The 21,677-nt window shown below is 33.8% G+C and carries 26 protein-coding genes and 1 pseudogene; 12 read left to right on the forward strand and 15 right to left on the reverse strand.

Going from position 1 to position 21,677, the window contains the following annotated elements; translation table 11 throughout:
• Nucleotides 1-45: 45 nt before the first annotated feature.
• The 7 genes from CVULP_RS04840 to CVULP_RS04870 are packed head-to-tail and all read right to left on the reverse strand — an operon-like array spanning nucleotide 46 to nucleotide 5,166.
• Entirely contained in the window at nucleotides 46-891 is an 846-nt protein-coding gene (locus CVULP_RS04840) for a sulfate/molybdate ABC transporter ATP-binding protein (protein WP_372441756.1), read from the reverse strand.
• Between the two features lie 29 nt (nucleotides 892-920).
• Nucleotides 921-1,598, reverse strand: a complete 678-nt coding sequence (gene modB / locus CVULP_RS04845) for a molybdate ABC transporter permease subunit (protein ID WP_099462777.1) — start codon at nucleotides 1,596-1,598, stop codon at nucleotides 921-923.
• Entirely contained in the window at nucleotides 1,591-1,983 is a 393-nt protein-coding gene (locus CVULP_RS04850; RefSeq protein WP_099462779.1) for a transporter, read from the reverse strand. The genes modB and CVULP_RS04850 overlap by 8 nt, the downstream gene beginning before the upstream one ends.
• Nucleotides 1,980-2,729 carry a molybdate ABC transporter substrate-binding protein gene (modA, locus tag CVULP_RS04855; protein WP_099506999.1) on the reverse strand — a complete coding sequence of 250 codons (750 nt, stop codon included), beginning with the start codon at nucleotides 2,727-2,729 and terminating at the stop codon, nucleotides 1,980-1,982. The genes CVULP_RS04850 and modA overlap by 4 nt, the downstream gene beginning before the upstream one ends.
• Before the next feature lie 39 nt (nucleotides 2,730-2,768).
• Nucleotides 2,769-3,449, reverse strand: coding sequence for a methyltransferase domain-containing protein (locus CVULP_RS04860; RefSeq protein WP_245821689.1), 681 nt, complete (start codon nucleotides 3,447-3,449; stop codon nucleotides 2,769-2,771).
• The gene (locus CVULP_RS04865; RefSeq protein ID WP_099462785.1) at nucleotides 3,446-4,045 is read right to left on the reverse strand and encodes a pimeloyl-ACP methyl esterase BioG family protein; all 600 of its coding nucleotides are present in this window, start codon (nucleotides 4,043-4,045) and stop codon (nucleotides 3,446-3,448) included. Before CVULP_RS04865 ends, CVULP_RS04860 begins: the two co-directional genes overlap by 4 nt.
• Nucleotides 4,042-5,166 (reverse strand): aminotransferase class I/II-fold pyridoxal phosphate-dependent enzyme, encoded by a 1,125-nt coding sequence (locus CVULP_RS04870; protein WP_099462787.1) that lies wholly within the window; start codon nucleotides 5,164-5,166, stop codon nucleotides 4,042-4,044. The genes CVULP_RS04865 and CVULP_RS04870 overlap by 4 nt, the downstream gene beginning before the upstream one ends.
• Nucleotides 5,167-5,261: 95 nt before the next feature.
• On the opposite strand from CVULP_RS04870, the gene CVULP_RS04875 reads away from it, so the two are divergent.
• The gene (locus tag CVULP_RS04875) at nucleotides 5,262-6,533 is read left to right on the forward strand and encodes an adenosylmethionine--8-amino-7-oxononanoate transaminase (RefSeq protein ID WP_252195511.1); all 1,272 of its coding nucleotides are present in this window, start codon (nucleotides 5,262-5,264) and stop codon (nucleotides 6,531-6,533) included.
• Here the strand turns inward: CVULP_RS04875 and CVULP_RS04880 are convergent.
• The 3 genes and pseudogenes from CVULP_RS04880 to CVULP_RS04890 all read right to left on the reverse strand — a co-directional run.
• A complete protein-coding gene (locus CVULP_RS04880; protein ID WP_099461095.1) occupies nucleotides 6,523-7,119 on the reverse strand; it encodes a dethiobiotin synthase in 597 nt (198 codons plus the stop codon). The two genes, CVULP_RS04875 and CVULP_RS04880, sit on opposite strands and share 11 nt — an antisense overlap.
• A complete protein-coding gene (locus CVULP_RS04885) occupies nucleotides 7,119-7,433 on the reverse strand; it encodes a DMT family transporter (protein ID WP_099506997.1) in 315 nt (104 codons plus the stop codon). The genes CVULP_RS04880 and CVULP_RS04885 overlap by 1 nt, the downstream gene beginning before the upstream one ends.
• A gap of 62 nt (nucleotides 7,434-7,495) precedes the next feature.
• A pseudogene (locus tag CVULP_RS04890) lies at nucleotides 7,496-7,828 on the reverse strand (DMT family transporter); the annotation flags it as partial.
• A gap of 145 nt (nucleotides 7,829-7,973) precedes the next feature.
• Between CVULP_RS04890 and CVULP_RS04895 the strand changes: the two are divergent.
• The 9 genes from CVULP_RS04895 (at nucleotide 7,974) to CVULP_RS04935 (ending at nucleotide 16,023) form a co-directional block, all read left to right on the forward strand.
• Complete coding sequence (locus tag CVULP_RS04895) at nucleotides 7,974-9,008, forward strand: isoaspartyl peptidase/L-asparaginase family protein (RefSeq protein ID WP_099461066.1); 1,035 nt, start codon at nucleotides 7,974-7,976, stop codon at nucleotides 9,006-9,008.
• 107 nt (nucleotides 9,009-9,115) lie between these two features.
• Nucleotides 9,116-10,354 carry an anthranilate synthase component I family protein gene (locus CVULP_RS04900; RefSeq protein WP_099506996.1) on the forward strand — a complete coding sequence of 413 codons (1,239 nt, stop codon included), beginning with the start codon at nucleotides 9,116-9,118 and terminating at the stop codon, nucleotides 10,352-10,354.
• Nucleotides 10,351-11,946: an anthranilate phosphoribosyltransferase gene (gene trpD / locus CVULP_RS04905; RefSeq protein ID WP_099506995.1), complete on the forward strand. Its 1,596-nt coding sequence runs from the start codon at nucleotides 10,351-10,353 to the stop codon at nucleotides 11,944-11,946. The genes CVULP_RS04900 and trpD overlap by 4 nt, the downstream gene beginning before the upstream one ends.
• A complete protein-coding gene (locus tag CVULP_RS04910; RefSeq protein WP_252195513.1) occupies nucleotides 11,933-12,535 on the forward strand; it encodes a phosphoribosylanthranilate isomerase in 603 nt (200 codons plus the stop codon). Before trpD ends, CVULP_RS04910 begins: the two co-directional genes overlap by 14 nt.
• Complete coding sequence (trpB, locus tag CVULP_RS04915; RefSeq protein ID WP_099506993.1) at nucleotides 12,532-13,710, forward strand: tryptophan synthase subunit beta; 1,179 nt, start codon at nucleotides 12,532-12,534, stop codon at nucleotides 13,708-13,710. The genes CVULP_RS04910 and trpB overlap by 4 nt, the downstream gene beginning before the upstream one ends.
• A complete protein-coding gene (gene trpA, locus CVULP_RS04920; protein ID WP_099506992.1) occupies nucleotides 13,703-14,452 on the forward strand; it encodes a tryptophan synthase subunit alpha in 750 nt (249 codons plus the stop codon). The genes trpB and trpA overlap by 8 nt, the downstream gene beginning before the upstream one ends.
• 67 nt (nucleotides 14,453-14,519) lie before the next feature.
• A complete protein-coding gene (locus CVULP_RS04925) occupies nucleotides 14,520-14,951 on the forward strand; it encodes a hypothetical protein (protein ID WP_099461072.1) in 432 nt (143 codons plus the stop codon).
• Nucleotides 14,941-15,255, forward strand: a complete 315-nt coding sequence (gene fliN, locus CVULP_RS04930; protein WP_099461073.1) for a flagellar motor switch protein FliN — start codon at nucleotides 14,941-14,943, stop codon at nucleotides 15,253-15,255. The genes CVULP_RS04925 and fliN overlap by 11 nt, the downstream gene beginning before the upstream one ends.
• Complete coding sequence (locus CVULP_RS04935) at nucleotides 15,256-16,023, forward strand: hypothetical protein (protein WP_099506991.1); 768 nt, start codon at nucleotides 15,256-15,258, stop codon at nucleotides 16,021-16,023.
• Here CVULP_RS04935 and CVULP_RS04940 read toward each other — a convergent pair.
• The 5 genes from CVULP_RS04940 to rpsU all read right to left on the reverse strand — a co-directional run bounded on the left by CVULP_RS04940 (nucleotide 16,020) and on the right by rpsU (nucleotide 19,499).
• The gene (locus tag CVULP_RS04940) at nucleotides 16,020-17,477 is read right to left on the reverse strand and encodes a Ppx/GppA phosphatase family protein (RefSeq protein ID WP_099506990.1); all 1,458 of its coding nucleotides are present in this window, start codon (nucleotides 17,475-17,477) and stop codon (nucleotides 16,020-16,022) included. The two genes, CVULP_RS04935 and CVULP_RS04940, sit on opposite strands and share 4 nt — an antisense overlap.
• The gene (locus CVULP_RS04945; RefSeq protein ID WP_099461076.1) at nucleotides 17,478-17,723 is read right to left on the reverse strand and encodes a YfhL family 4Fe-4S dicluster ferredoxin; all 246 of its coding nucleotides are present in this window, start codon (nucleotides 17,721-17,723) and stop codon (nucleotides 17,478-17,480) included.
• 107 nt (nucleotides 17,724-17,830) lie between these two features.
• Nucleotides 17,831-18,502, reverse strand: coding sequence for a homeostatic response regulator transcription factor HsrA (gene hsrA / locus CVULP_RS04950; RefSeq protein WP_099461077.1), 672 nt, complete (start codon nucleotides 18,500-18,502; stop codon nucleotides 17,831-17,833).
• Nucleotides 18,503-18,589: 87 nt separating this feature from the next.
• Nucleotides 18,590-19,192, reverse strand: coding sequence for a UPF0323 family lipoprotein (locus CVULP_RS04955; RefSeq protein WP_099461078.1), 603 nt, complete (start codon nucleotides 19,190-19,192; stop codon nucleotides 18,590-18,592).
• Between the two features lie 94 nt (nucleotides 19,193-19,286).
• Nucleotides 19,287-19,499 (reverse strand): 30S ribosomal protein S21, encoded by a 213-nt coding sequence (rpsU, locus tag CVULP_RS04960; RefSeq protein ID WP_052814012.1) that lies wholly within the window; start codon nucleotides 19,497-19,499, stop codon nucleotides 19,287-19,289.
• Nucleotides 19,500-19,681: 182 nt separating this feature from the next.
• Here rpsU and ccoG point away from each other — a divergent pair, with 182 nt between their 5' ends.
• Nucleotides 19,682-21,055: a cytochrome c oxidase accessory protein CcoG gene (ccoG, locus tag CVULP_RS04965; RefSeq protein ID WP_099506989.1), complete on the forward strand. Its 1,374-nt coding sequence runs from the start codon at nucleotides 19,682-19,684 to the stop codon at nucleotides 21,053-21,055.
• The gene (locus CVULP_RS04970) at nucleotides 21,045-21,674 is read left to right on the forward strand and encodes a TetR/AcrR family transcriptional regulator (RefSeq protein WP_099506988.1); all 630 of its coding nucleotides are present in this window, start codon (nucleotides 21,045-21,047) and stop codon (nucleotides 21,672-21,674) included. Before ccoG ends, CVULP_RS04970 begins: the two co-directional genes overlap by 11 nt.
• The last annotated feature ends 3 nt before the right edge of the window (nucleotides 21,675-21,677 follow it).

Here is a 21,677-nt window from a genome sequence, read left to right on the forward strand (position 1 = left end):
TATAATATTAAATGAAATTGCGAGTATAACAAAAAAAAAAAAAAATTAATCAACAATAAGAGGATTGAAAGCCTTGATTGAAAGCATAATAGTATCGCCTATTTTTACCTCACTATGCTTTTGCAAAAATTCCTCTTCACTTAAGGTAATTTTAACTATATCTTTCCCAAGCAAAAGAGTAAAAATAACCAAAATATCACTCTTGCTTATCTCTAGCAAAACAGCACTTAAGCGAAGTTTCGCACTAAGATGATTATGGGTAAAAAATTGCTTAGTAGGCAAATCTTTAGCAATTTTACCGCCCTTTAACTCCAAAACCCTCTCGCTCAATCTATAAATTTCAGCCAAATCGTGGCTTACAAGCAAGGTTGTCGTTTTAAAATGCTTTAAAATTTTCAATAATTCTTCTTGTAAATGAGAACGCATTTTAAAATCCAACGCACTCAAAGGCTCATCTAAAAGCAGGATTTTAGGCTCTTTAGCCAAAGCCCTTGCAAGGGCGACTCTTTGTGCTTGTCCGCCGCTTAGCTCTTTAGGGCGTGAGTGGGCTAATTCTTTAAGATTGATAAGTTCTAAAAGTTCATCAATTTTTCTTTGATTTTTGGTAGCGTAAGCTAAATTTTCTCTTACGCTCATATTAGGAAAAAGTGCATAATCTTGAAACATAAAGCCTATGCGGCGTTTTTGTGGGGCCAAATTAATCTTTTTTTTACTATCAAACCACACTTCATTTTCTACTTTTATGAAGCCTTTTTGAGGGGTAATTAAACCTGCAAGTATCTTTAAAAGTGTGGTTTTACCTGCTCCACTTTCACCAAAAATAGCACTGATTTCGCCTTGATTTAAGCAAATATCAAGCTCAAGGTTAATAAGCCCTTCAATGCCTTTCATGGCGTGTTTTAAACAAAATTCTAGCATACTTAGCCTTGATAAGTAAATTTTTTATTGACAGCATAAAGAATAAAAAGCAAGATAAAACTTAAGGCAAAAAGTGCAAAAGCATATTGATGTGCTAAGGTATAATTAAGTGCCTCAAGCTCGTCATAAATGGCAATGCTAGCGACTAAGGTTTCGCCCTTTTTATGTCCTCCTATCATCATCACAACGCCAAATTCGCCCATAGTATGTGCAAAAGCCATCGTTAAACCCGTAAAAATGCCCACCTTAGAATTTGGCACGATAATCTTAAAAAGAGTTGTTAGCCTCCCCTTTCCTAACGTATAAGAAGCTTCGATTAAATTTTTATTTAAGGCGGCAAAAGCACTTTGTATAGGATGCACCATAAAAGGTAAAGAAAAAATCATTGAAGCAAAAACAAGTCCTTCAAAAGTAAAGACTAAAGAAAGATTAAGATGCTCTTTTAAAAAGTGTCCAAGTGTGCTATTTGGCGAAAAGCTCATCAATAAATAAAAGCCCAAAACACTAGGCGGTAAAACTAAGGGCATAGAAACGATGATTTGCAACAAGCTTTTAAAAGCAAAATTCGTAAAAACAAAGCAATAAGCCAAAAATACCCCAACAAAAAAAAGCAAAAAAGTTGTGATGAAAGAGAGCTTAAGACTTAGCCATAAGGTTTGCAAAAATTCTGCCTCAAACATTAGTTTTCCTTAAGGTAATGTCATTTGCCTTAACAAAGCAAAGCTTGTTTTGCCCTATCTTTAAATCAAGCTCTTCGCCCTTTTTAGCATCGACAATAGAGCCCAATTCAAAATGCTTAAATTTGAAAAAAATATGCCATAAAATATGCCCTTTTTTAATCCTACAAATTCGAGCCTCAAAGCAATTTTCTACACTCAAATTTGCCCCCAAATTTGCAAAACAAAGTTCGTGTTCCTTAAAAATCAACTCAAGTTCGCCTCCAAAATCAAAAGAAGAGAAATCAAGCATCAAAACGCTAAATTCCACCCCCAAAACATCAATCTTTACACTTAAAATATCGCCCTCATTTTGCAAAGAGCTAAAATAGCCTTTTAAAATATTCAAGGTGTGTCAAATCCATATTTTTTAAAAACAACTTTCGCCTCATCACTTACAATAAAGTCCGCAAATTCTAAGGCTAATTTTTTATCTTTAGCATATTTTGTGAGGACGAAAGATTGTTCTAAAGGCGTATAGAGTTTAGAATCGATTATAACCGTCTTTCCCTTAGGTGAATTTACATTAGAAACGAGAGAATAAGCCACTATCCCAAGCTCCGCCGCACCACTATCTATGTGTAGCACAGGTTGAGAGATGTTATCTCCTAGCACGATTTTATCTTTAAATTGTTTTTCTAATTTAAGATTTTTTAAAATTTCACTAGCTGCCACTCCATAAGGTGCAACTTTAGGATTTGCTATGCTTAAATGCTTGATTTTATCCGCTTTTTCGCCTAGTTTTTCTACCCCACCCTTAAGCAAATCTTCATCTAAGCTATAAAGTGCTACAACGCCAAGTGCGTAAATTTGAGGTTTATTAAGGGCGTTGCCATCTTTTGTAATTTGTGCGGCATATTTTGCATCAGCTGAGAAAAATAAGTCAAATTCCCTCCCCTCTTTTAAAAGCTGATAGTGCTTTCCAGAAGCACCGAAAATAAGCTCTATCTCATCATTTGAGTGATTTTTTATAAAAATTTCCCTAAGCTCACTCATCGCCTTTGAGGCTGAAGAAGCGACAAAAACGCTGATTTTTTCCGCGTGTAAATTTAATGCAAATACCCAAAATACCAAGATAAGAACGATTTTTTTCATATTTTTCCTTAAGTTTTGACACATTATAGCAAATAAAGCTTATGAAATTTTCCTACACAAAATATAAATGCTATGATAAGTGAGAGTATTACCAAAAAGTTCTTGCATTTTTAAAAGCGTTTCTTTTCCTAAGAAAAAATGTCCTAAAGAATTCACTCCGCTTTGCTTTAAATGCCTAAAAACCTCTAAAGCACTTTCAAATTCTAGCTTAAAAAACTCCTCTTTTAACTCTAAAATTTCAAAATCTTTAAGCAAATTTTTATGACTTTTAAGACTTTTATAAGGTAGTGAAAGTCCGCTCAAGATCTTAATCTCCTTTAAATTTTCCTGCCCAAAACTTGAAAGTAAAAGAATGCCATCTTTTTTAAGCAAAGCATATAAATTTGTGAAAATATCTTCTTTAAGCCACTGCAAAGTAGCATTGGAAGTGATGAGATTAAATTTTTGCGTTTTTAAAAAGGCTTTGGGGATATGATTCATATCAAAAATTTCTACCTCAAATTCACTTTTATAGTCCAAAATATCATTTCTCACATAGTCTTTAAAAATAAGATTTTTTTGTAATTTTTGACTAAACTCCCCAGTCCCACAACCAAATTCAAACACCCTTTGAAATTCTTTCAAACGATAGGTTTTTAATAACTCACATAATCTTTGCCCCATTAGATCTTGCACTTTAGCGGCTGTTTTGTAAGTGCTTTTTGCCTTTAAGAAATTCAAATTTGCTCCCATTTATCGAAAGCAAAAAAGGCAAAATGCGGCTCTTTCAGACCTATTAAATTCTCATAAGCATTTTTTAACGCTCCATTAGGAAAGATAAAATCTCCCTCACTCATATAAACTCTATCCCAAGTAAAATCCTCCGCAAAGTCCTTTTTGCAAAAATCATACAGGGCTAAAAGCTCCTCTTTTAAATCCTTTTCCTCTCTAAATTCAAATTCCGCCCTTTCGCAAAGCAAAGTCTTTTTAAAGTCCTCAAGCTTGAAATTTTGTGCTGTGCGTAAAAAAATGCTAGGGTGAATTCCTCTTGTTTTATCCACACCACAATTTGTGCCATTGAGAGCAATTTTAGTTTTAAAATGCAAATTTCTAAGTAGCTTAGAAGCAACGCAAACTCCCATAGAAAAGGCTATAAGTGTGATATTTTCAAAAGCACTCAAATCAAATTGAAACTCAAAATTTCTATAATCATAAATCATCAAAACATTATTTTGCGTCTTTAAATGCTTAAAGTGTGAAGGCTGATTTGCAAAACCTGCAAAAAAGAGAATAAGCTCTTTTGAATCTTCATTTTTGTGTAAAAATTCCACTCTCATAAAAGCTCCAACACCCTATCTAAATCTTCTTTTTCAAGCCCAGAATGTAAAGAAAAGCGAATTCTCGCACTATTTTTAGGCACGGTGGGCGTTTTAATCGCAGGGGCGAAAAAGCCATTTTCTTCAAGTTTTAAAGCAGTTTTAAGCGTTTTTTGATTTTCCTTTAAAATGAGAGAAATAATATAATAATCCCCCAAAAACTCACACTTTTTAGCCCTCAAACCCTCTCTAAAATATGCACTTATCATTTTTAAATTCTCTCTTTGCTTATGAAAATTTTCAATTTTTTCAAAGATAAAAAGACTAAAAGCAACATTAATGGGCGGTAGTGCGGTAGAATAAATCAAGCCTCTAGCTTTATTGATTAAAAAGTCCTTAAAATTTTTAGTTGTTATCATACAAGCACCCACCGAAGCAAGAGCTTTTCCAAAGGTAAAGACTAGAAAATCCACCTCAAATCCCAATTCCTTCACAAGTCCCAAACCCTCCCCAAAGCACCCCACACTATGTGCCTCATCAATATAAAGCAAGACATTTCTATATTTTTTTTTAAGTTCAATCAAATCTTTCAATTTGATCAAATCCCCGTCCATACTAAAAAGTGCCTCACTTAAGATGATGATATTTTCATATTTTGTGTGATTTTTCTCTAACAAAATTTGCAAATGTTCCATATCATTATGTCTAAAACGCAAAAAATGCGCCCCCCTAAGCCCGTCAATCATACTCGCATGTATAAGCCTATCCGCTAAAAACAATGTGCTAGGCACACTCGCAAGAGCCGCGATACAAGAAAGATTAAGATGATAGCCACTATTAAAAAGCAAAACTTCTTTTTGAAGTTTATTTTTAAGATACTCCTCAAGCCTCTCATAAATTTCAAAATTTCCACTCAAACTTCTTGAGCTTGAACTTGAAAAATATAAATCCTCCTCCCTCACTCTAGCCAAAAATTCCTGCTTTAAAGCGGAATTTGACGCCAAACCTAGATAGTCATTTCCAGCCAAGTTGAGCAATTTTTTACCCTGTTTAAAAACAAAATTCCCTTCGTGTTTAAGCGGAGTAAGAGTGCGTAGATTTGCTTCGTTTTGTAAATTTTGCAAAATTGTTTCTACTTGCATTTTGAGCCTTTTAAAAATGAAATTATACGCATTTTTTGCAAATTTAAACTTAGTTATTAACTTTTAAAATTTATATTACTACAAAAAAAAGGAAAATGATGTTAAAAGAATTAGATTTATTACACCTTTGGCACCCTTGCACCCAGATGAAAGACCACGAAAAAATCCCTCTAATCCCCATAAAAAAGGCAAAAGGCGTGTGGCTTTATGATTTTGATGATAAAACTTATATGGACTGCATTAGCTCTTGGTGGGTGAATCTTTTTGGGCATTGCAATCCTGCGATTTCAAATGCTATTAAAACTCAGCTTGAAAGCTTAGAACACGTGCTTTTGGCGGGTTTTAGCCACGAGGGCATTATTAGACTTTCTCAAAGACTTTGTGCTTTAAGCGGCTTTGATAAGTGTTTTTATGCGGATAATGGCTCTTCTATCATCGAAGTCGCCCTTAAAATGAGCTTTCACTATCATCTAAACAAGGGCAAAAAAAGGGATAAATTTCTCTCTTTAACAAATTCTTATCACGGCGAAACTTTAGGGGCTTTGAGCGTAGGTGATGTCAAGCTTTATAAGCAAACTTATAATCCACTTTTTTTAGAAAATTTAAGCACAAAAGCCCCAAGCGGGGAGGATTATGAGGAAGCTTTAAAAGAGCTTAAAAGCACTCTAGAAAAACACGCAAACTCTCTTTGTGCTTTTATCGTAGAACCTTTGGTGCAGTGTGCTGGAAATATGAATATGTATCATTTTGGCTTTTTAGATGAGGCGATTAGGCTTTGCCGCTATTTTGAAGTGCAGGTGATTTTCGATGAAATTGCGGTGGGTTTTGGTCGCACGGGAGAGCTTTTTGCTATGGATTATTGCGAAGAAAAGCCCGATTATCTTTGTCTTTCTAAAGGCATTACGGGGGGCTTTTTGCCTTTGGCTGTGGTTTTGGTAAAAGATGAAATTTATAATGCCTTTTACGCACCCTATGAAGAAAATAAAGCCTTTTTACACTCACACTCTTACACAGGAAATGCTCTCGCCACAGCGGCGGCAAATGAGGTTTTAAATATCTTTCAAACGCAAAATATCCTAGAAAAAAACGCTAAATTAAGCCTTTTCATTAAGCAAGAATTTGAAAAACTTAAGGAATTTGATTTTTTAAAAAATTTTAGACAACAAGGTATGATTTACGCTTTTGACATCATTTCTCAAATTCCTAGAGCTGGACTTTTAGTCTATGAAAAAGCCTTACAAAAAAAGCTTTTGCTAAGACCGCTAGAAAATACCATTTATTTTATGCCACCTTACATCATCACAAAAGAGGAAATTTCTTATGTGGTGGAGAGTTTGAAGGAAATCTTTAAGGAATTTAAAGCTTAAGTAAAGCTTCAACTTGATTTTTAAAATCCTTATTTTCTATATTTTTTGCATTAAAAAAGGGAAGATTAATGATAGGAATTTTTGCATAACTTTTAACAAATTCATCTTGAAAAGGCTCTTTTTCCCCCATCATCGCTAAGAAAAGGATAGGAATTTGCCTCATTTTAAGAGCTTCTATGCTTAGCAAAATATGATTGATACTCCCAAGATAATAACGCCCCACTAAAATAGTAGGTTTTTTAAATTTTTGCATAAAATCTATCATCGCAAAATTTTCATCAAGAGGCGTGAAAAGCCCACCTGCTAATTCTATGAGTAAATTTTCATTGCTAGGGATTTCCAAACTAAACGCCTTATAGTCTGCTTTTTCTTTCATCTTAGCTAAATGAGGAGAAACGGGCGTTTTAAGGAAAAAGCCTTCCTTTAAAATGCGTGTTTTGGGGCTTAGTTTCGCTACTAAATCGCTATCTTTTGGAATGCCAGCTTGTATGAGCTTAAAATAATCATAGCCCAAATTCGCACAAAAAGCCGCACTAAAATGCGTTTTTCCAGTATCTGTGTGAATGCCACTAATATAAATTTGCATTATGAAATCCACTTTAAGCCTACGCTTGAGGCTAAGATAAGAGCTAAGAAAAAAAGCTTCATTAAACTTTTACTTTCTTTAAAAAATACTACGCCCACTATCACACCTCCAGCTGCTCCTATGCCCGTCCATATCGCATAAGCTGTTGCCATAGAAATTTCACGCATTGCCAAAGAAAGAAAACCAAAGCTTAAAGAAAATTGCACTAAAATAGCAAGGAGATAAATTTTTCGTTTTGTAAGAACAAGCTTTTTCATCGCTATCACGCCCAAAATTTCCATACAACCCGCTAAAAAAAGAAAAAACCAGCTCATTTTTTCTCCTCAAAATCCAGTCCCAAATCCTGCGAAAGCTCTCCTACCAAAGCCTCATCATTTTCCCTGCTTACAAATTTAAGTCCTACCACACCCAAAAGCAAGATAAAAATTAAAGAAATCTTAAGCAAAGAAAAAGTTTCATTGAAAAAGAGCATTTCAGCCAACACAACCCCCGCTGTGCCTATGCCTACAAACACCGCATAAGCCACACTTACTTCAATCTTTTGCATAGCCACCACAGCACAGCAAAAAGAGATTAAAATCCCACAACCCGTTAAAATATACCAAATAAGCTCATCGGCATATTTTAAGCCGCTTACCCAAAAGCATTCCACAAAACCGCCCAAAAGCACCAAAACCCAAGCTAAATTAACACTTACTTCTTTTTTCAAACATCACCCTTTTTTCGCGCAATCTTACTAAAAAAATCACGCAAAATCAAATTTATTAAAGAGTAAAAAAGCCTGATTGATTGTGTATTCATTTACAAATAAGAATTAAATTTTTCTTGCTTTTAATCTCAAAAAAGGAGCAAAAATGAGTCTAATGAAAGGTGGCAAAAAAGCCTTATTGGTATTAGCCAGTGTTGCATTTTTAGCAAGTGCAAATCTTTATGCAAAAGATTTTAAGCCTGTCATCGTTATCCACGGCGGAACAAGTGGCTTAGGTCTTACAAAAGAGGAATTTGCCAAAAGAGAAGTGGTAATGAAAGAATCGCTTAAAGCGGGACAAAAAATCTTAGAAGCAGGAGGAAGCTCAACTGATGCTGTAATTGCCGCAATTAAAGTTATGGAGGATAGCCCGGAATTTAATGCAGGTAAAGGAGCCGTCTTTACTTCCGATGGCTATAATGAACTTGACGCCTCTTTAATGGACGGAAAAACTCTAAATGCAGGTGCTATTGCTATGGCAAGAACGATTAAAAATCCTATTGAAGCGGCAAAAGTGGTTATGGAAAAAACGCCACATACTCTAATTGCCGGTGAAGGTGCGGATAAATTAGCCAAAGCAAATGGTTTAGAAATCGTTAAGCAAAAATATTTCTACACAGAACATCGCTACAAGCAATTAAAAGAAGCACAAAAAAGTAAAGAAATTTTACTCGATAGCGATAAGGCTAAAGCGCATTTAGGACTTAGCACAGAGCCTTATTTAGGAACTGTGGGAGCAATTGCCTTAGATAAAAATGGAAATTTAGCCGCTGGAACAAGCACAGGCGGAACGACAAATAAAATGACCGGACGCATTGGAGATTCGCCTATTATAGGAGCTGGAAATTATGCAAATAACGACTCTGTTGCTGTTTCTTGCACAGGGACAGGGGATATTTACATAAGAGTGGCGGCAGCTCACGAGGTCGCAGCCCTTTATAAGCATAAAAAATTATCTATCCAAAAAGCAGCAGAGGAAACCATTAAAGAGGTAGCACAACTTGGCGGAACGGGTGGCATTATCTCAATCGATAAAAAAGGTAAGGTAGGATACGCTTGGACTAAAGATAAACTTGGAATGTATCACGGCGAAGCTAGACTCGGTGAAGAGCCTAAAATCTTTTGGCCTGTGGCTAAATAATCAAAGTGCCTAAATTTAGGCACTTCTTTCTTAAATACTTCTTTAAATAAAATTTGATAAAATAGCAATTTTAAACTTTCTGTAAGAAAAACTTAAGGAAAATACTAATGCTTAGCAAAGATGTTAATTTTTACTACCGACAAATTTTAGAAAAATATCCCAATTCTTATTTTACTCAGGATTTAAATAAAGTTATTATCGGGATTGATTGTGAGTATTTGGACGCTAATTCTATGACTTTTAGTGAGCTAAAGGCTAAATTTTATGAGTGTGCGGCGGGAGAAAAATTATGCGAATATGCTGGGTTTTTTGGGGTTTTAAGTGCAAATTTTATCCATTTGTTTGAAAATTTACCCTCTTTGGAGCGTGAAAATTACGATTTTCCGTCCTTTTTATTTGCTAATGCTAGGGCTTATTTATTGTATGAGAAAAATAGCAAAATGTTTTTTCAATTTGGAGAAAATCAATATTTTGATTTTTTAAGTGAAAATTATATTTGCCCTCAAAAAAATAAAGCTGAATTTAGCATTTTAAATGACCTAGAAGAAGAACAAAAAAGCTATGAGACTATGGTGAAAAAAGCAAAAGAATATCTTTTAAGCGGAGATATTTTTCAAGTGGTTTTAAGCAAACAACTTTGCATAAGGCATAATATCAACGCCTTTGATTATTACGAGACTTTAAGCCTTGAAAATCCTAGTGCTTATATGTTTTATTTCCCTACCAAATACGGCGTAGTTTTAGGCTCATCGCCTGAACTTTTACTTAGCATTAAACAAAAAGAAATTTTTACAGCACCCATAGCTGGAACGAGAAATTTAGATGAAAATAGCGATATCAGTGTGCTTGAAAAAGAACTTTTAGAAGATGAAAAAGAGCTAAGTGAGCATAGAATGCTAGTTGATTTAGCGAGAAATGACATTTCTAAATTTGGCGAAAATACTAGAGTAGAAAAACTTTATAGTATCTTAAAAAGTAAATATGTAATGCACATCGTTAGCGAGGTTTATGCAACTTTAAGAGAGGAAGCTAACATTTTTGACGCTATTGGCGCACTTTTTCCAGCAGGGACCTTAAGCGGTGCGCCTAAAATTCGTGCTTTAGAAATTATCAATGAGCTTGAAAATTTAGACAGAGGCGTTTATGGAGGTGCGGTAGGCTTTTTAAATTTTAACGAAAATGTCGTCCTAGCCCTCATCATACGCTCCGCCTTTTTCAAAGATGATAAAGCCTACATTTCAAGCGGAGCTGGCATAGTCTTGCAAAGCAAGGCAGAGAAAGAATATGCAGAAATTTGTGCAAAAAGAAGAGCTTTACTAGCGACATTTGAAAGGCTTACGAAATGATACTTTTGATTGATAATTATGATTCTTTTGTTTATAATGTAAAATTGATGCTTGAAAAATTAAGCGATGATGAAATTAAGGTCGTTAGAAATGATAAAATAAATCTTAATGAAATCAAAGCCTTAAATCCCTCTCACATTATCCTAAGTCCTGGTCCAAAACACCCAAAAGATAGTGGAATTTGCCTTGAAATTTTCAAAGAAAGGCTTGAAATTCCCGTGCTTGGAATTTGCCTAGGACATCAGGCTTTAGGACTTAGCTTTAATGCTAAAATCAAAAGATTAGAAAACATTGCTCACGCAAAAAACTCCACACTTAGCGTAGAAAAAGAAAGTATTTTGTTTAAAAATTTGCCAAAAAGCTTTAAGATTATGCGTTATCACTCCTTGGAGGTTGTAGAACTTAGTGAAAATTTAGAAGCCCTGTCTTATAGTGAAGATGGAATTTTAATGGCAATGAGGCACAAAAATTTGCCTTATTTTGGGATACAATTTCACCCTGAAAGCTATTTTAGCGAGTATGGTTTGCAGATTTTTTCTAATTTTCTAAACGCACATAAAAAGGAAGATAAGAAAGAAAGAAATCTAAGTCCTTACTTGCATAAACTTAGTGAAGATATAGCCTTGGAAAGTGAGGATTTTAAGCATATTTGCGAATTTATAATGAGTAAAGAATATGAGCCTTTGCAAATCGCCGCCCTACTCATACTCATCACAGAAAAATCACTCAATCAAAAGTCTTTAAGTGCTTTTGTGCAAAATATTTTGCGTTATTCTAAAACCTTTAGCGATGAAAGTGAGATGATAGATATTTGTGGCACGGGAGGCGATGGTTTTAAGAGTATTAATGTTTCGACTGCGGTGGCTTTTATTCTTGCAGCTTTAGGTGTAAAAGTCGCTAAACACGGCAACCGCGCGATATCTAGCTCAAGCGGAAGTAGCGATGTTTTAGAGGCTTTACAAATTCCAGTCCCCCCATCTTTAGAAGAGGGCTTAAAGCTTTTAGAAAAGAAAAATCTTAATTTCTTTCACGCACCTTTTTTTCACCCTTTAGTGGGAGAATTAAGAGAAATCCGCTCTAAACTAGGCGTAAGAACGGTATTTAATGTCTTAGGTCCCCTACTGCACCCCAACCTAAAGCTTAAATACCAGCTTATGGGAAATTACCACGCCCCAGTGCATAGACTTTTAGCTGAAGTGTTAAAAGCACTCGGTAGAAAACACGCCTTAGTTGTAAGGGGGAATGATGGAATGGACGAACTTAGCATTTGCGATGAAAGTAAAATTATAGAATTAAAAAATAATGAAATTTATGAATATAATATTGCTCCTGAGCAATTTGGCTTTAAAAGGGCTTTTCATAGCGAAATTTTAGGCTCAAGCCCTGAAAATAATGCTAAAGATTTAGAACTTATTTTAAGTGCGAAACTCAAAGGTGCTAAATTTGACATAGTTGTCTTAAATGCAATGTTTGCACTCTATACTGCAAACAAGGCTCAAAGTCCTTTAGCTGCGAAAGATATAGTCCTTGAAGCCCTATATTCTAGGCGTGTATATGAGTATTTTAAAGCGTATCAAAATGACAAAGCTTAAAATTTGTGGCATAAAAGACACTTTAAATGCCGAGCAAATCAGTGCTTTAGAAGAAATTGACTATCTGGGCTTAATTTTTACTCAAAGTGTGCGGAGAGTTGATGAAAAAATGGCAACAAAACTCTCTCAAATAATCCATAAAAATCACAAAAAAGTCGTAGGGGTTTTTATCGATGAAAGCTTAGAATATATCCTTAAAATCGCTCAAAATGTGGAGCTTGATGGTGTGCAAATTTATAGACTTATCACGCGAAAAGATTTTGAAATCCTACAAAAAAATAAACTTTTTGTTTGGCAGGTTATTAGCGTAGGAGAAAGTCTGCAAATGCCTCGCCAAATTTATGCAAATATGATCCTTTTTGATACTAAAGGCAAATTTAAGGGTGGAAATGGGATAAGTTTTAACTGGGATTTACTAAAAAATTATAAGCAAAAATTTGGCATAGCTGGAGGCATAGGAGTGCATAATATTTGCGAGGCTAAGGCTTTAAATCCTATCCTTATTGATGTCAATTCTAAGGTAGAAAATACGCAAGGTTTAAAAGAACTTGCTAAAATCAAAGACTTAATTAAGGAGTTTCAAAGATGAAAAAAAGCTACTATGGAAATTATGGAGGGCAGTTTTTGCCTGAAAGTGCGATGTTTGCCCTAAATGAGCTTGAAAAAGCTTTTTTAAAATTTAGCAAGAATAAGGAATTTAAAAAAGAATTAAATGAACTTTTAAAAAATTATGTTGGACGCCCTACTCCTCTTTATTATGCTAAGAATTTAAGTAAAATTTACGGACATAAAATTTATCTTAAAAGAGAAGATTTAAATCACACAGGCGCACATAAAATCAACAATGCCATAGCTCAAGCTCTTCTTGCTAAAAAAATGGGCAAGAAAAAAATCATCGCCGAAACAGGTGCAGGACAGCACGGACTAGCCACTGCCACTGCGGCGGCACTTTTGGGACTTCAATGTGAAATTTTTATGGGTGCTGTTGATGTGGAAAGACAAGCTTTAAATGTCTATAAAATCGAACTTTTAGGTGCAAAAGTTAATGCCATTGAAAGCGGACTTAAAACCTTAAAAGAGGCTACAACAGCAGCAATTCAACATTGGGTGAGCGATATAAAAAATCTCTTTTATGTCGTAGGAAGTGCGGTGGGTCCTTATCCTTATCCAAAAATGGTAACACATTTTCAAAGCATCATAGGCAAAGAGTGCAAAATGCAGCTTAAAAAACTAGGCAAAAAAGCAGATTACATCATCGCAGCAGTTGGTGGAGGCTCAAATGCAGCAGGGATTTTTAACGAATTTCTAGCTGATAAAAGTGTCAAACTCATAGGTGTAGAGGCTGCGGGGCTTGGCATTGAAACACCTTATCACGCTGCGACATTAACCAAAGGAAAAACAGGCATTATCCACGGAATGAAGACTAAGGTTTTACAAGATGAGTTGGGTAATATATTGCCCGTGCATAGCATATCCGCAGGACTTGATTATCCAGGAGTAGGACCTTTACACGCACATTTGTTTGAAAGCAAAAGAGCTAGATATGAGGCTATTAGTGATGATGAGTGTATGAGAGCTTTGAAACTACTTTGTAAAGAGGAGGGAATAATCCCTGCGATTGAAAGTTCTCACGCACTCGCTTTTTTGGAAAAACTCTGCCCTACTCTAAAGAAAAAAAGTGTGATTATCGTCAATCTTTCCGGGCGTGGGGATAAAGATATGACAAGCATTAGAGCTTATAAAAAAGGGGTAATTTATGGTTGATTTTAAAAAATTTTATAATGATAAGGCAAATATTGCCTACATCGTGATGGGATACCCAAATTTAGATATGAGTGTGGAATTTATCAAGCGTTTAGATGAATGTAATATTGACATTTTGGAAGTTGGTGTGCCTTATAGCGATCCCATAGCTGATGGAGAAATCATCGCAAATGCCGCCAGTAAAGCTCTAGAAAATGGAACAACCATACATAAAATATTAGAAAAACTAGAAAAAATCAAAAGCAACAAAGCTCTAGTTTTTATGGCGTATTATAACTTAATATTTGCTTATGGCTTAAAAGCCTTCGTAAAAGCGGCTAAAAAGGCTGGAATTTGTGGCTTAATCGTGCCTGAGCTAAGTTATGAAGAAAGTGGCGAATTAAAAAAAGAGTGCGACAAAGAAGGCTTGGCTCTCATCACCTTCATCAGTCTTACAACACCAAAAGAACGCATAGCAAAACTTTGTAAAAATGCAAGTGGCTTCATTTATCTTTTGGCAAGCATAGGGCTAACAGGTGGAAAATCCTCACAAAATGAACTTTTGGAGAAGAAAGTTGAAGAAATTAGAATTTATACAAAACTCCCTATTTTTGTGGGTTTTGGTATAAAAAACTACGAAGATGTTAAAAAAATTCACAAAATTAGCGATGGGGCTATTGTCGGCACAAGCATAGTAAATGAATTTAAAAACACAAATATCAATGAAATAATAAAAAATGCAAAAGAAATCTTTAAAAAATGACCTTTTAGTTAATTTTTACTTTTTTTATAATATAATGTAAATTTAAAGTTAAAATTAAGGAGCTTAAATGTTAAAGATACTTGAATATTCCATTACTCATTTTTGTGAGCATATTTTAAGACTACGCATAGAAAAGGCTGAAAATATCGGCGGTGAGCTTTATGGTGCTTCCATACCTATCGAAGGAAATAAGGGTAATGAATATGATTTTTACCTCTTTTTTCCCAAAGAAGCTTTAAAAAAAATTGCCGATGTTTTAATAAATGATCATAAATTTAAAGAAGATGACTGGTGCGACTTAACGAAAGAATGTGCAAACCAAATCATAGGCTATGCTAAAAATTTACTCAATGATGCTAAAGGTGAAGACGAATATAAACTGGGCATACCAGAATACTTGGGTCGTATAGATTTTTCAACAATTAAGCTTGATGAGTCCTTAACTTACTCCATTGAAAATCACAGCTTTAGAATAGGTTTTAAAAAATATGAGCGATGAAGCAATCGAAGATATCCACGATGTGCATGGTCTTTTAAATTCCTATGAGGATATTTTAGATATTACTGTGGATTTTGTTAGTGAGTTAGGAACAACTAATATGAGCGTATCAGAGCTTTTGAAACTTGAGGTCGGTTCTGTAATCGACCTCGAAAAACCTGCGGGTGAGAGCGTGGAGCTTTACATCAATAAAAGAATTTTTGGAAAAGGTGAAGTTATGGTCTATGAAAAAAATCTAGCCATAAGGATTAATGAAATTCTTGACTCCAAAACGGTCCTACAATATTTCAAAAAAGAAATTTAAGTGAAAAAAATTTGCTTTTTACTACTAATTTCTTTACCACTTTTTAGTGCTAAACTCATTAATTATAATATTTATGATAGAAACGACAGGGTGGATCTAATGCTCTCTTTTGATAGCGCTTATCAAGGTAAAATTTCTCAAAAAAAAGAGGGAGAATTTGCCCTTTTAAGTTTTGAGGGACTTGAAGCTAAAGAAGAGCTTAAGAGTCTAAGTTCTAAACTTATCAATAAAATTCAAATTAGCTCTAAAAATAATGCAACTCACATTATGTTTCAAACGAGAGAAAAGCTAGACTTTAGCATAAGCGTAATTAATGATAAATTTGGACTTCGCATAAGAGCTTTGCCTGAAGGCACAAATCTTCCTTCGCTTTCTCAACCTATTAAGCAAGAAGCAAGCAAACAAGGCGATTTAATGCCTAAACCAAAAGATATTGAAAGTTACGATTATACAAACTATATGCTTGTTATGCTTGTTTTGGTGCTTTTGCTTATAGTTTTATGGTGGTTTAAAAAAACAAATGTGAGTTCAAAAAATTTTGGCGGAATTAAATTTCAAAGAAATATAGATAAAAACAATCAGCTTGTCGTTCTAGACTATGAAAATAAACGTTATATTTTAATTGTAGGAAATTCAAATCTTCTTTTGGAAAGCAAAGAAATACCACAAGAAGAAGTAAAAGTCGGTGAGGAAAATTTTAATTCTTTTTTTGAAAATAACAAAAGAAAAATTCAAAATATTATCTTAGAAAAACAGAAAAAAGCTTAAGGAATTTGATTGATAACAAGAGTTAGTGAAATGGACTTTGATATTTTTTTAAGTTCTTCTTTGGCCAAATTTAATTCTCTATCTTCATTATAAATATATAAAGTGCTACCTAACAATTTAAAAGAAACATTATCTTCATAATTTAACGCTTTTGCTAAAGCCAGAAGAAAACTTAACCAAGTTATAATTTTAGCATTAGGTAAAAGTTGCCTCAAAGGATCATTGCTATAAGGATTTGATTTTTTACCATTTAGTCTAATAATCGTAGCGATTAAAACTTTATCTTGATGTGAAAATCCATAGCTTAATCCACCTAATATAAAATTCATAGCGTGTTCGTTAGCAAAATAAAAATTTAAAAATTCACCTATATGAGAAAGCTTTGCGGCACTTATCAAAATACTTCTATATCTCTTACTTAAACGATGTAAATCTTGCAAAACATCAAAAAGCTTTGAAGCAAAATGTGAGGTTTTATAATTTAAATCCTGCTTTAAAAATCTATCTTGCAAAGATTTTAAACTAGGATTAAAATTAATAGGAAAAGTATGATTTGTCCCAAGCAAATCTTTTAAAAAAACTCCTTCGCGTATGCCAACTCCGCTTGTAATAACCTGCTTGCTTTTAAGCCTTTCTGCGATTTTAAGAAAAATTAAAGTGCCCTCTTGAATAGTATCAAAACGCTCTTTTTTAATGCCAAAATTTGTTAAAGACTGCGCATCTGCATTAAGCATTTTTACAATATGCTGTCTTTCACTCTTAAAATCATAACGATAATCATGCAAATTTTTTAAAGGATACGAGTTTTTTTGCATAATAGAATTTGAAATAGCTCTCAAGCTTCCACCTATGGCTATAAGATTATCATTACAAAAATGTGTAGGAATTTGCTCTAAAATAGGCTTTAAAAATGCCTCAATATTGCCAAGCTTATTAGTATCGTAAAAAAGCTCCTTAAGTCTTACAGTGCCAATATCAAGAGAAATATAATCTACAATTTTATTGTCTTTAATCAAACAAAGCTCACTTGAGCCGCCACCTATATCAAGCGTGGTAGCATTTTTGAAAGGACTAAGTAAATTTAAAGCAGCCAATCCCCCAAAATAACTTTCACTTTTTCCATCAATGCAACGAATATTTAACCCCAGCTTTTCCTTAATTCTTTGAATAAAATCTTTAGAATTCGGCGCATCTCTTAAGGCTGAAGTTCCCACAATAAAAATTTTTTTACACTTATGCTTATAGGCACACTCTTTAAAATATCTTAAGGCATTTTCAGCTCTTTGCATAGCCTCTTCTTGTAAAATTTTACCATTATTGTAGGCGTTTTCACCAAGTCTTACTTTTCTTTTAAATTCTGCAGCCGTATAAAAACCATAGCGTGAAGTTTTTTCAAACACTATCATTCTTATAGAATTTGAGCCTAAATCTACAACAGCTGTTTTTTTTGCCATTTAATCTTCTCTATGACGACTTTTAAGACGAAGTTCTTCTATGGTTTCACTATTATCAGGATCTGGTATGATACACTCATAAGGACAGGCAACTATGCAAGCTGGCTCAGAAAAATCATTCACACACTCAGAACAAAGGTCGGGATCGATAACATAAATGGGACTATTCTCACAAATAGCATCATCGGGACATTCTTCCCTACAAGCATCACAACAAACACAATCTTTTGTGATTAAAAGAGACATTTTTACCTTTCACAATAAAATAATTTAATCTTATACAATAAGAAAACTTAAAGAAAATATAAACTTAAAGAAACAAAAGAAGAAATTTGCACCATAAGGTGCAAAAATTAAGATTTTTTAGGGAAACAAAAGCGATAGCCCCTACGACGAACCGTTTCTATGGTAGAGATATTGAGTGGTTTATCCATTTTTTGACGAATTTGATTGATAGCTACTTCAATGACATTGGGTGTTACAAGTTCAGGTTCTTCCCAAATTGCATCTAAAAGCTGTTCCTTAGAGACGATTTGATCTGAATGCCTCGCAAGATGCGTTAGCACCTCAAAAGGCTTACCTTTAAGCTCAATATCTTGTCCTTTGTAGGTAATCTTTTCTTCATCTGGGTCTATTGTCAAATCTTCTATTTTAATTACATTTGTTCCACCAAGTCTTAATCTTGCTTCAATTCTCGCTAAAAATATATCAAAATCAAAAGGTTTTTTGATAAAGTCATCAGCACCCAATTTTAAAGCCTTTATTTCATTATCCTTATCTGCTTTTGAAGAGATAATAATCACAGGAGTGCGAGGAGATTTTTGCTTAACAAGACGAATAAGTTCCGCCCCATCACCATCAGCCAAGGTCCAGCTCGCCAAAACCAAATCATAATGCCTAATGCCGATGAAATATTCTCCATCTTTAAAATTCTCAGAGGAATCGCTTTGATAGCCAAATTGAGCAAGATTCTCCACTATGCTCTTATTAAGACCTATATCATCTTCTATAATTAAAATTCTCATTTTTTATCCTTTATATTTAAGAAAATTTTAAAAAGTATAACACAATTTAAGTTAATATTTATTTTTTTATTATATTTCCCTTAAAATTTATGAGCCAAAATTTGAATTATTTGTCGTTGCTTTTGAACCGCCACCAAAAAAGCCCGATTTCGTTCCAGCCTTACTAGCACCTGCTGTTCCAGCCTTATTGAAACTATTCATACTTCTTTGATAAGCGCTTTGATTTGAAAAAGCTCCCCTTTGCTGATTTGCAAAATTTTGATTATTAAAAAGCTTTGAGCCTATCCAGCTACCCAAAATTGCTCCCGCCGCACTTGCTAACAATGTTTCTCCAAGACTTAAGCCTCCACTACTCATTTGTGCATTGTCTTTAGTTAAATTTGAAGTTCCCTCATCTATTTTCGCTGCCTCTTCCTTAATAAGAGCATCCATTTCTTCTTTAGTTAAAACTCTTTCTGTTCCATCAAGTTGCTGTAAAACTACTCTAGTTTCCGCACTTGGAAACTGCTCTTTGATTTTATATTGATTTGGGGCGGTTTCCTCTATGATTACAAAAGCACCTTGTTGAGCGTTTTGTGTGTTTTCATTTAAAGATTGAGTTGAATCATTACAGCCGACTAAAGCTCCGGCAGCAACAGCACTTAAACCACTTATCATACCGATTTTAAGAATTTTCTGAATTTTTGACATATTTTTCCCCTTAAATTTAAAATCTAAAGGAATTTTAACGCAAAATAATAAATTAAGAGTTTAAAAAGTAAAAAAGCCCTTACGGGCTTTAAGATTAAAGTCTTGATTCGTAGCGTCTTAGCATATAAAGCCTCTTAAGCATTTTTTTACGAGCTGAAATTTTTTGCTTTTTGCGAATTTCAGTCATAGGCTCAAAAAACCTTCTTGCTCTTACTTCGGTTACAACAAGATTTCTATCAACTTGTTTTTTGAATTTGCGATACGCTTCATCAAAAGACTCGCTAGGATGCACCTTGATACCCGGCACGACCCTCACCACCTTTCTTTAATAATTTAGTTGTGAAGAGAGATTATAATAAAATAAAGTAAATTTCAAAATGGCACTCATACAAATTCTTATATTTTTGTAACAAATAAAATTTTTATTTAAGAATTGTTTTTGTTTATTTGCATTACAATTAATAAAAACTAAACATAAGGAGTTTTCCTATGCAAGGACACATCACTCACTACACGCAAAAAAGATACATATGGTATCTTATCGCTACCATTATTATTTTTACCCTACCTTTCTTAAGAATTAATAATAATCACTTTTTTTTACTAAGTTTTGACCATAAAAAACTGCATTTATTTTTTACTGCTTTTGACACACAAGAATTTTATCTTATGCCCTTTGTGTTGATTTTGCTTTTTTTAACCATCTTTTTTGTTACAACTTTAGCAGGTAGAATTTGGTGTGCGTGGAGCTGTCCGCAAACTATATTTCGTGTGATTTATAGAGATATTATTCAAACAAAACTTTTAAAAATTCGCAAAAATATCAATAATAAACAAAAAGAATATGAGGGGCAATTTTTTAAAAAATTCTTAGGCATATTGCTTTTTTACCTTATTTCTATCGTGGCTGTAAGTAATTTATTGTGGTATTTTATACCTCCTGAAGATTTTTTTACCTATATACAAAATCCAAGTGAGCATTTACTTTTACTTGGAATTTTATTTTGTGCGTCCTTATTTTTAACCTTAGACATTACTTATTTGGCGGAAAAATTTTGCGTTTATGTTTGTCCTTATGCAAGAATTCAATCTGTAATGTTTGATCACGATACTATGCAAGTGATTTATGATGAAAAAAGAGGTGGTGTGATTTATGATGGGAAAACTAAGCTTTATAAAAAACCTCCTCAAGGTGAGTGCATAGGCTGTGAAGCCTGTGTGAGTGTGTGTCCTACGCACATTGACATTAGAGCGGGAATGCAGCTTGAGTGTATTAATTGTTTAGAATGTGCTGATGCTTGCTCCACCATACAAAATAAATTTAACCGACCGAGTTTAATTAATTGGACGAGTGCAAAGGCTATTCAAACGCGTGAAAAAGTAAATTATCTTAGATTTAGAACCATAGCTTATGCTGGAGTTTTGCTCATAGCTTTAATTGCACTTTTTGTGATGGGTTCTAGAAAAGAAAATATGCTTCTTAATATCAATAGAAGCACGGAACTTTATAGTATCAAACACAAAAATAACACTTTGCAAATTACAAACGCTTATACTTTTTTATTTCAAAATACGGACAGCAAGCCACATGAATATTATTTTGAAGCGACTTTAGAGGGAGTAGAAAATGGCGTTAAAATTCTAAGACCAACAAAACCTTTTAGACTAGAGGCTGGAGCAAAGGATAAAAAAATCATTGTTTTAGAGGCTCTTAAGGAGTTAGCCAACGATAGTCAAAAGGATACGATTTTTTCACTCAAAATCAAAGCTTATGCTCTTGATGATCCTAACATAGTTGTGTATAGAGAAAGCATTTTTGTTTATCCAAAAAACACTCTTTTAAAGGGAAAAAATGATGAATAAAAGAAGTAAAGAACCATCAGCAAAAGTTCTAGCGAGACAGGAAAAAATCAAGGGTGTCGCCCTTGAACTTTTTCTAACCAAAGGCTACACAAAAACAAGCTTGAGTGATATTATTAAAATTTCTGGTGGGTCATATTCTAATATCTACACCGCTTATAAAAATAAAGAAGGTTTGTTTTTTGAAATCTTAAATGATGTTTGCAAAAGACATTTTGAGCTTTTAAATTCTAAAATTAAAGAAAGTGAAAGCGAAAGGCTCGAAGATATTCTCTATCATTTTGGCTTGACATATGTGGCGATTTTCAATCAAGTTCAAACTATAACTTTTGGCAAAATCATCTATTCTCAAGTTTATAGTGAAGATAAAAATTTAGAGGAGTGGATTAAAAATAATGAGAAAAATTTCGCCCACAATATACTTGTTTCTTGCTTTAAAAATCAAAAAGAAGATTATTTCAAAGCAAATGCGGAAAAGCTTGCAACCTTATTTTGCACGATGTTAAGAGAACCACATCACACTCTAAATATACTCATTGACACTAAGGCTATGAGCAAAAAAGAACAAAAAGAACATGTAAATTTTGTAGTTGAACTTTTTTTAAATGGGGTTAAAAGATAATTT

The sequence above is a fragment of the Campylobacter vulpis genome, assembly GCF_014217995.1.
Taxonomy (GTDB): domain Bacteria; phylum Campylobacterota; class Campylobacteria; order Campylobacterales; family Campylobacteraceae; genus Campylobacter_D; species Campylobacter_D vulpis.

Coding starts and splice junctions, on each gene's coding strand:
- CVULP_RS04840 (WP_372441756.1), bottom strand. CDS start 891: ATGAAAGGCATTGAAGGGCTTATTAACCTTGAGCTTGATATTTGCTTA.
- modB (WP_099462777.1), bottom strand. CDS start 1,598: ATGTTTGAGGCAGAATTTTTGCAAACCTTATGGCTAAGTCTTAAGCTC.
- modA (WP_099506999.1), bottom strand. CDS start 2,729: ATGAAAAAAATCGTTCTTATCTTGGTATTTTGGGTATTTGCATTAAAT.
- CVULP_RS04865 (WP_099462785.1), bottom strand. CDS start 4,045: ATGAGAGTGGAATTTTTACACAAAAATGAAGATTCAAAAGAGCTTATT.
- CVULP_RS04870 (WP_099462787.1), bottom strand. CDS start 5,166: ATGCAAGTAGAAACAATTTTGCAAAATTTACAAAACGAAGCAAATCTA.
- CVULP_RS04875 (WP_252195511.1), top strand. CDS start 5,262: ATGATGTTAAAAGAATTAGATTTATTACACCTTTGGCACCCTTGCACC.
- CVULP_RS04880 (WP_099461095.1), bottom strand. CDS start 7,119: ATGCAAATTTATATTAGTGGCATTCACACAGATACTGGAAAAACGCAT.
- CVULP_RS04885 (WP_099506997.1), bottom strand. CDS start 7,433: ATGAGCTGGTTTTTTCTTTTTTTAGCGGGTTGTATGGAAATTTTGGGC.
- CVULP_RS04895 (WP_099461066.1), top strand. CDS start 7,974: ATGAGTCTAATGAAAGGTGGCAAAAAAGCCTTATTGGTATTAGCCAGT.
- CVULP_RS04900 (WP_099506996.1), top strand. CDS start 9,116: ATGCTTAGCAAAGATGTTAATTTTTACTACCGACAAATTTTAGAAAAA.
- trpD (WP_099506995.1), top strand. CDS start 10,351: ATGATACTTTTGATTGATAATTATGATTCTTTTGTTTATAATGTAAAA.
- CVULP_RS04910 (WP_252195513.1), top strand. CDS start 11,933: ATGACAAAGCTTAAAATTTGTGGCATAAAAGACACTTTAAATGCCGAG.
- trpB (WP_099506993.1), top strand. CDS start 12,532: ATGAAAAAAAGCTACTATGGAAATTATGGAGGGCAGTTTTTGCCTGAA.
- trpA (WP_099506992.1), top strand. CDS start 13,703: ATGGTTGATTTTAAAAAATTTTATAATGATAAGGCAAATATTGCCTAC.
- CVULP_RS04925 (WP_099461072.1), top strand. CDS start 14,520: ATGTTAAAGATACTTGAATATTCCATTACTCATTTTTGTGAGCATATT.
- fliN (WP_099461073.1), top strand. CDS start 14,941: ATGAGCGATGAAGCAATCGAAGATATCCACGATGTGCATGGTCTTTTA.
- CVULP_RS04940 (WP_099506990.1), bottom strand. CDS start 17,477: ATGGCAAAAAAAACAGCTGTTGTAGATTTAGGCTCAAATTCTATAAGA.
- CVULP_RS04945 (WP_099461076.1), bottom strand. CDS start 17,723: ATGTCTCTTTTAATCACAAAAGATTGTGTTTGTTGTGATGCTTGTAGG.
- hsrA (WP_099461077.1), bottom strand. CDS start 18,502: ATGAGAATTTTAATTATAGAAGATGATATAGGTCTTAATAAGAGCATA.
- CVULP_RS04955 (WP_099461078.1), bottom strand. CDS start 19,192: ATGTCAAAAATTCAGAAAATTCTTAAAATCGGTATGATAAGTGGTTTA.
- ccoG (WP_099506989.1), top strand. CDS start 19,682: ATGCAAGGACACATCACTCACTACACGCAAAAAAGATACATATGGTAT.
- CVULP_RS04970 (WP_099506988.1), top strand. CDS start 21,045: ATGATGAATAAAAGAAGTAAAGAACCATCAGCAAAAGTTCTAGCGAGA.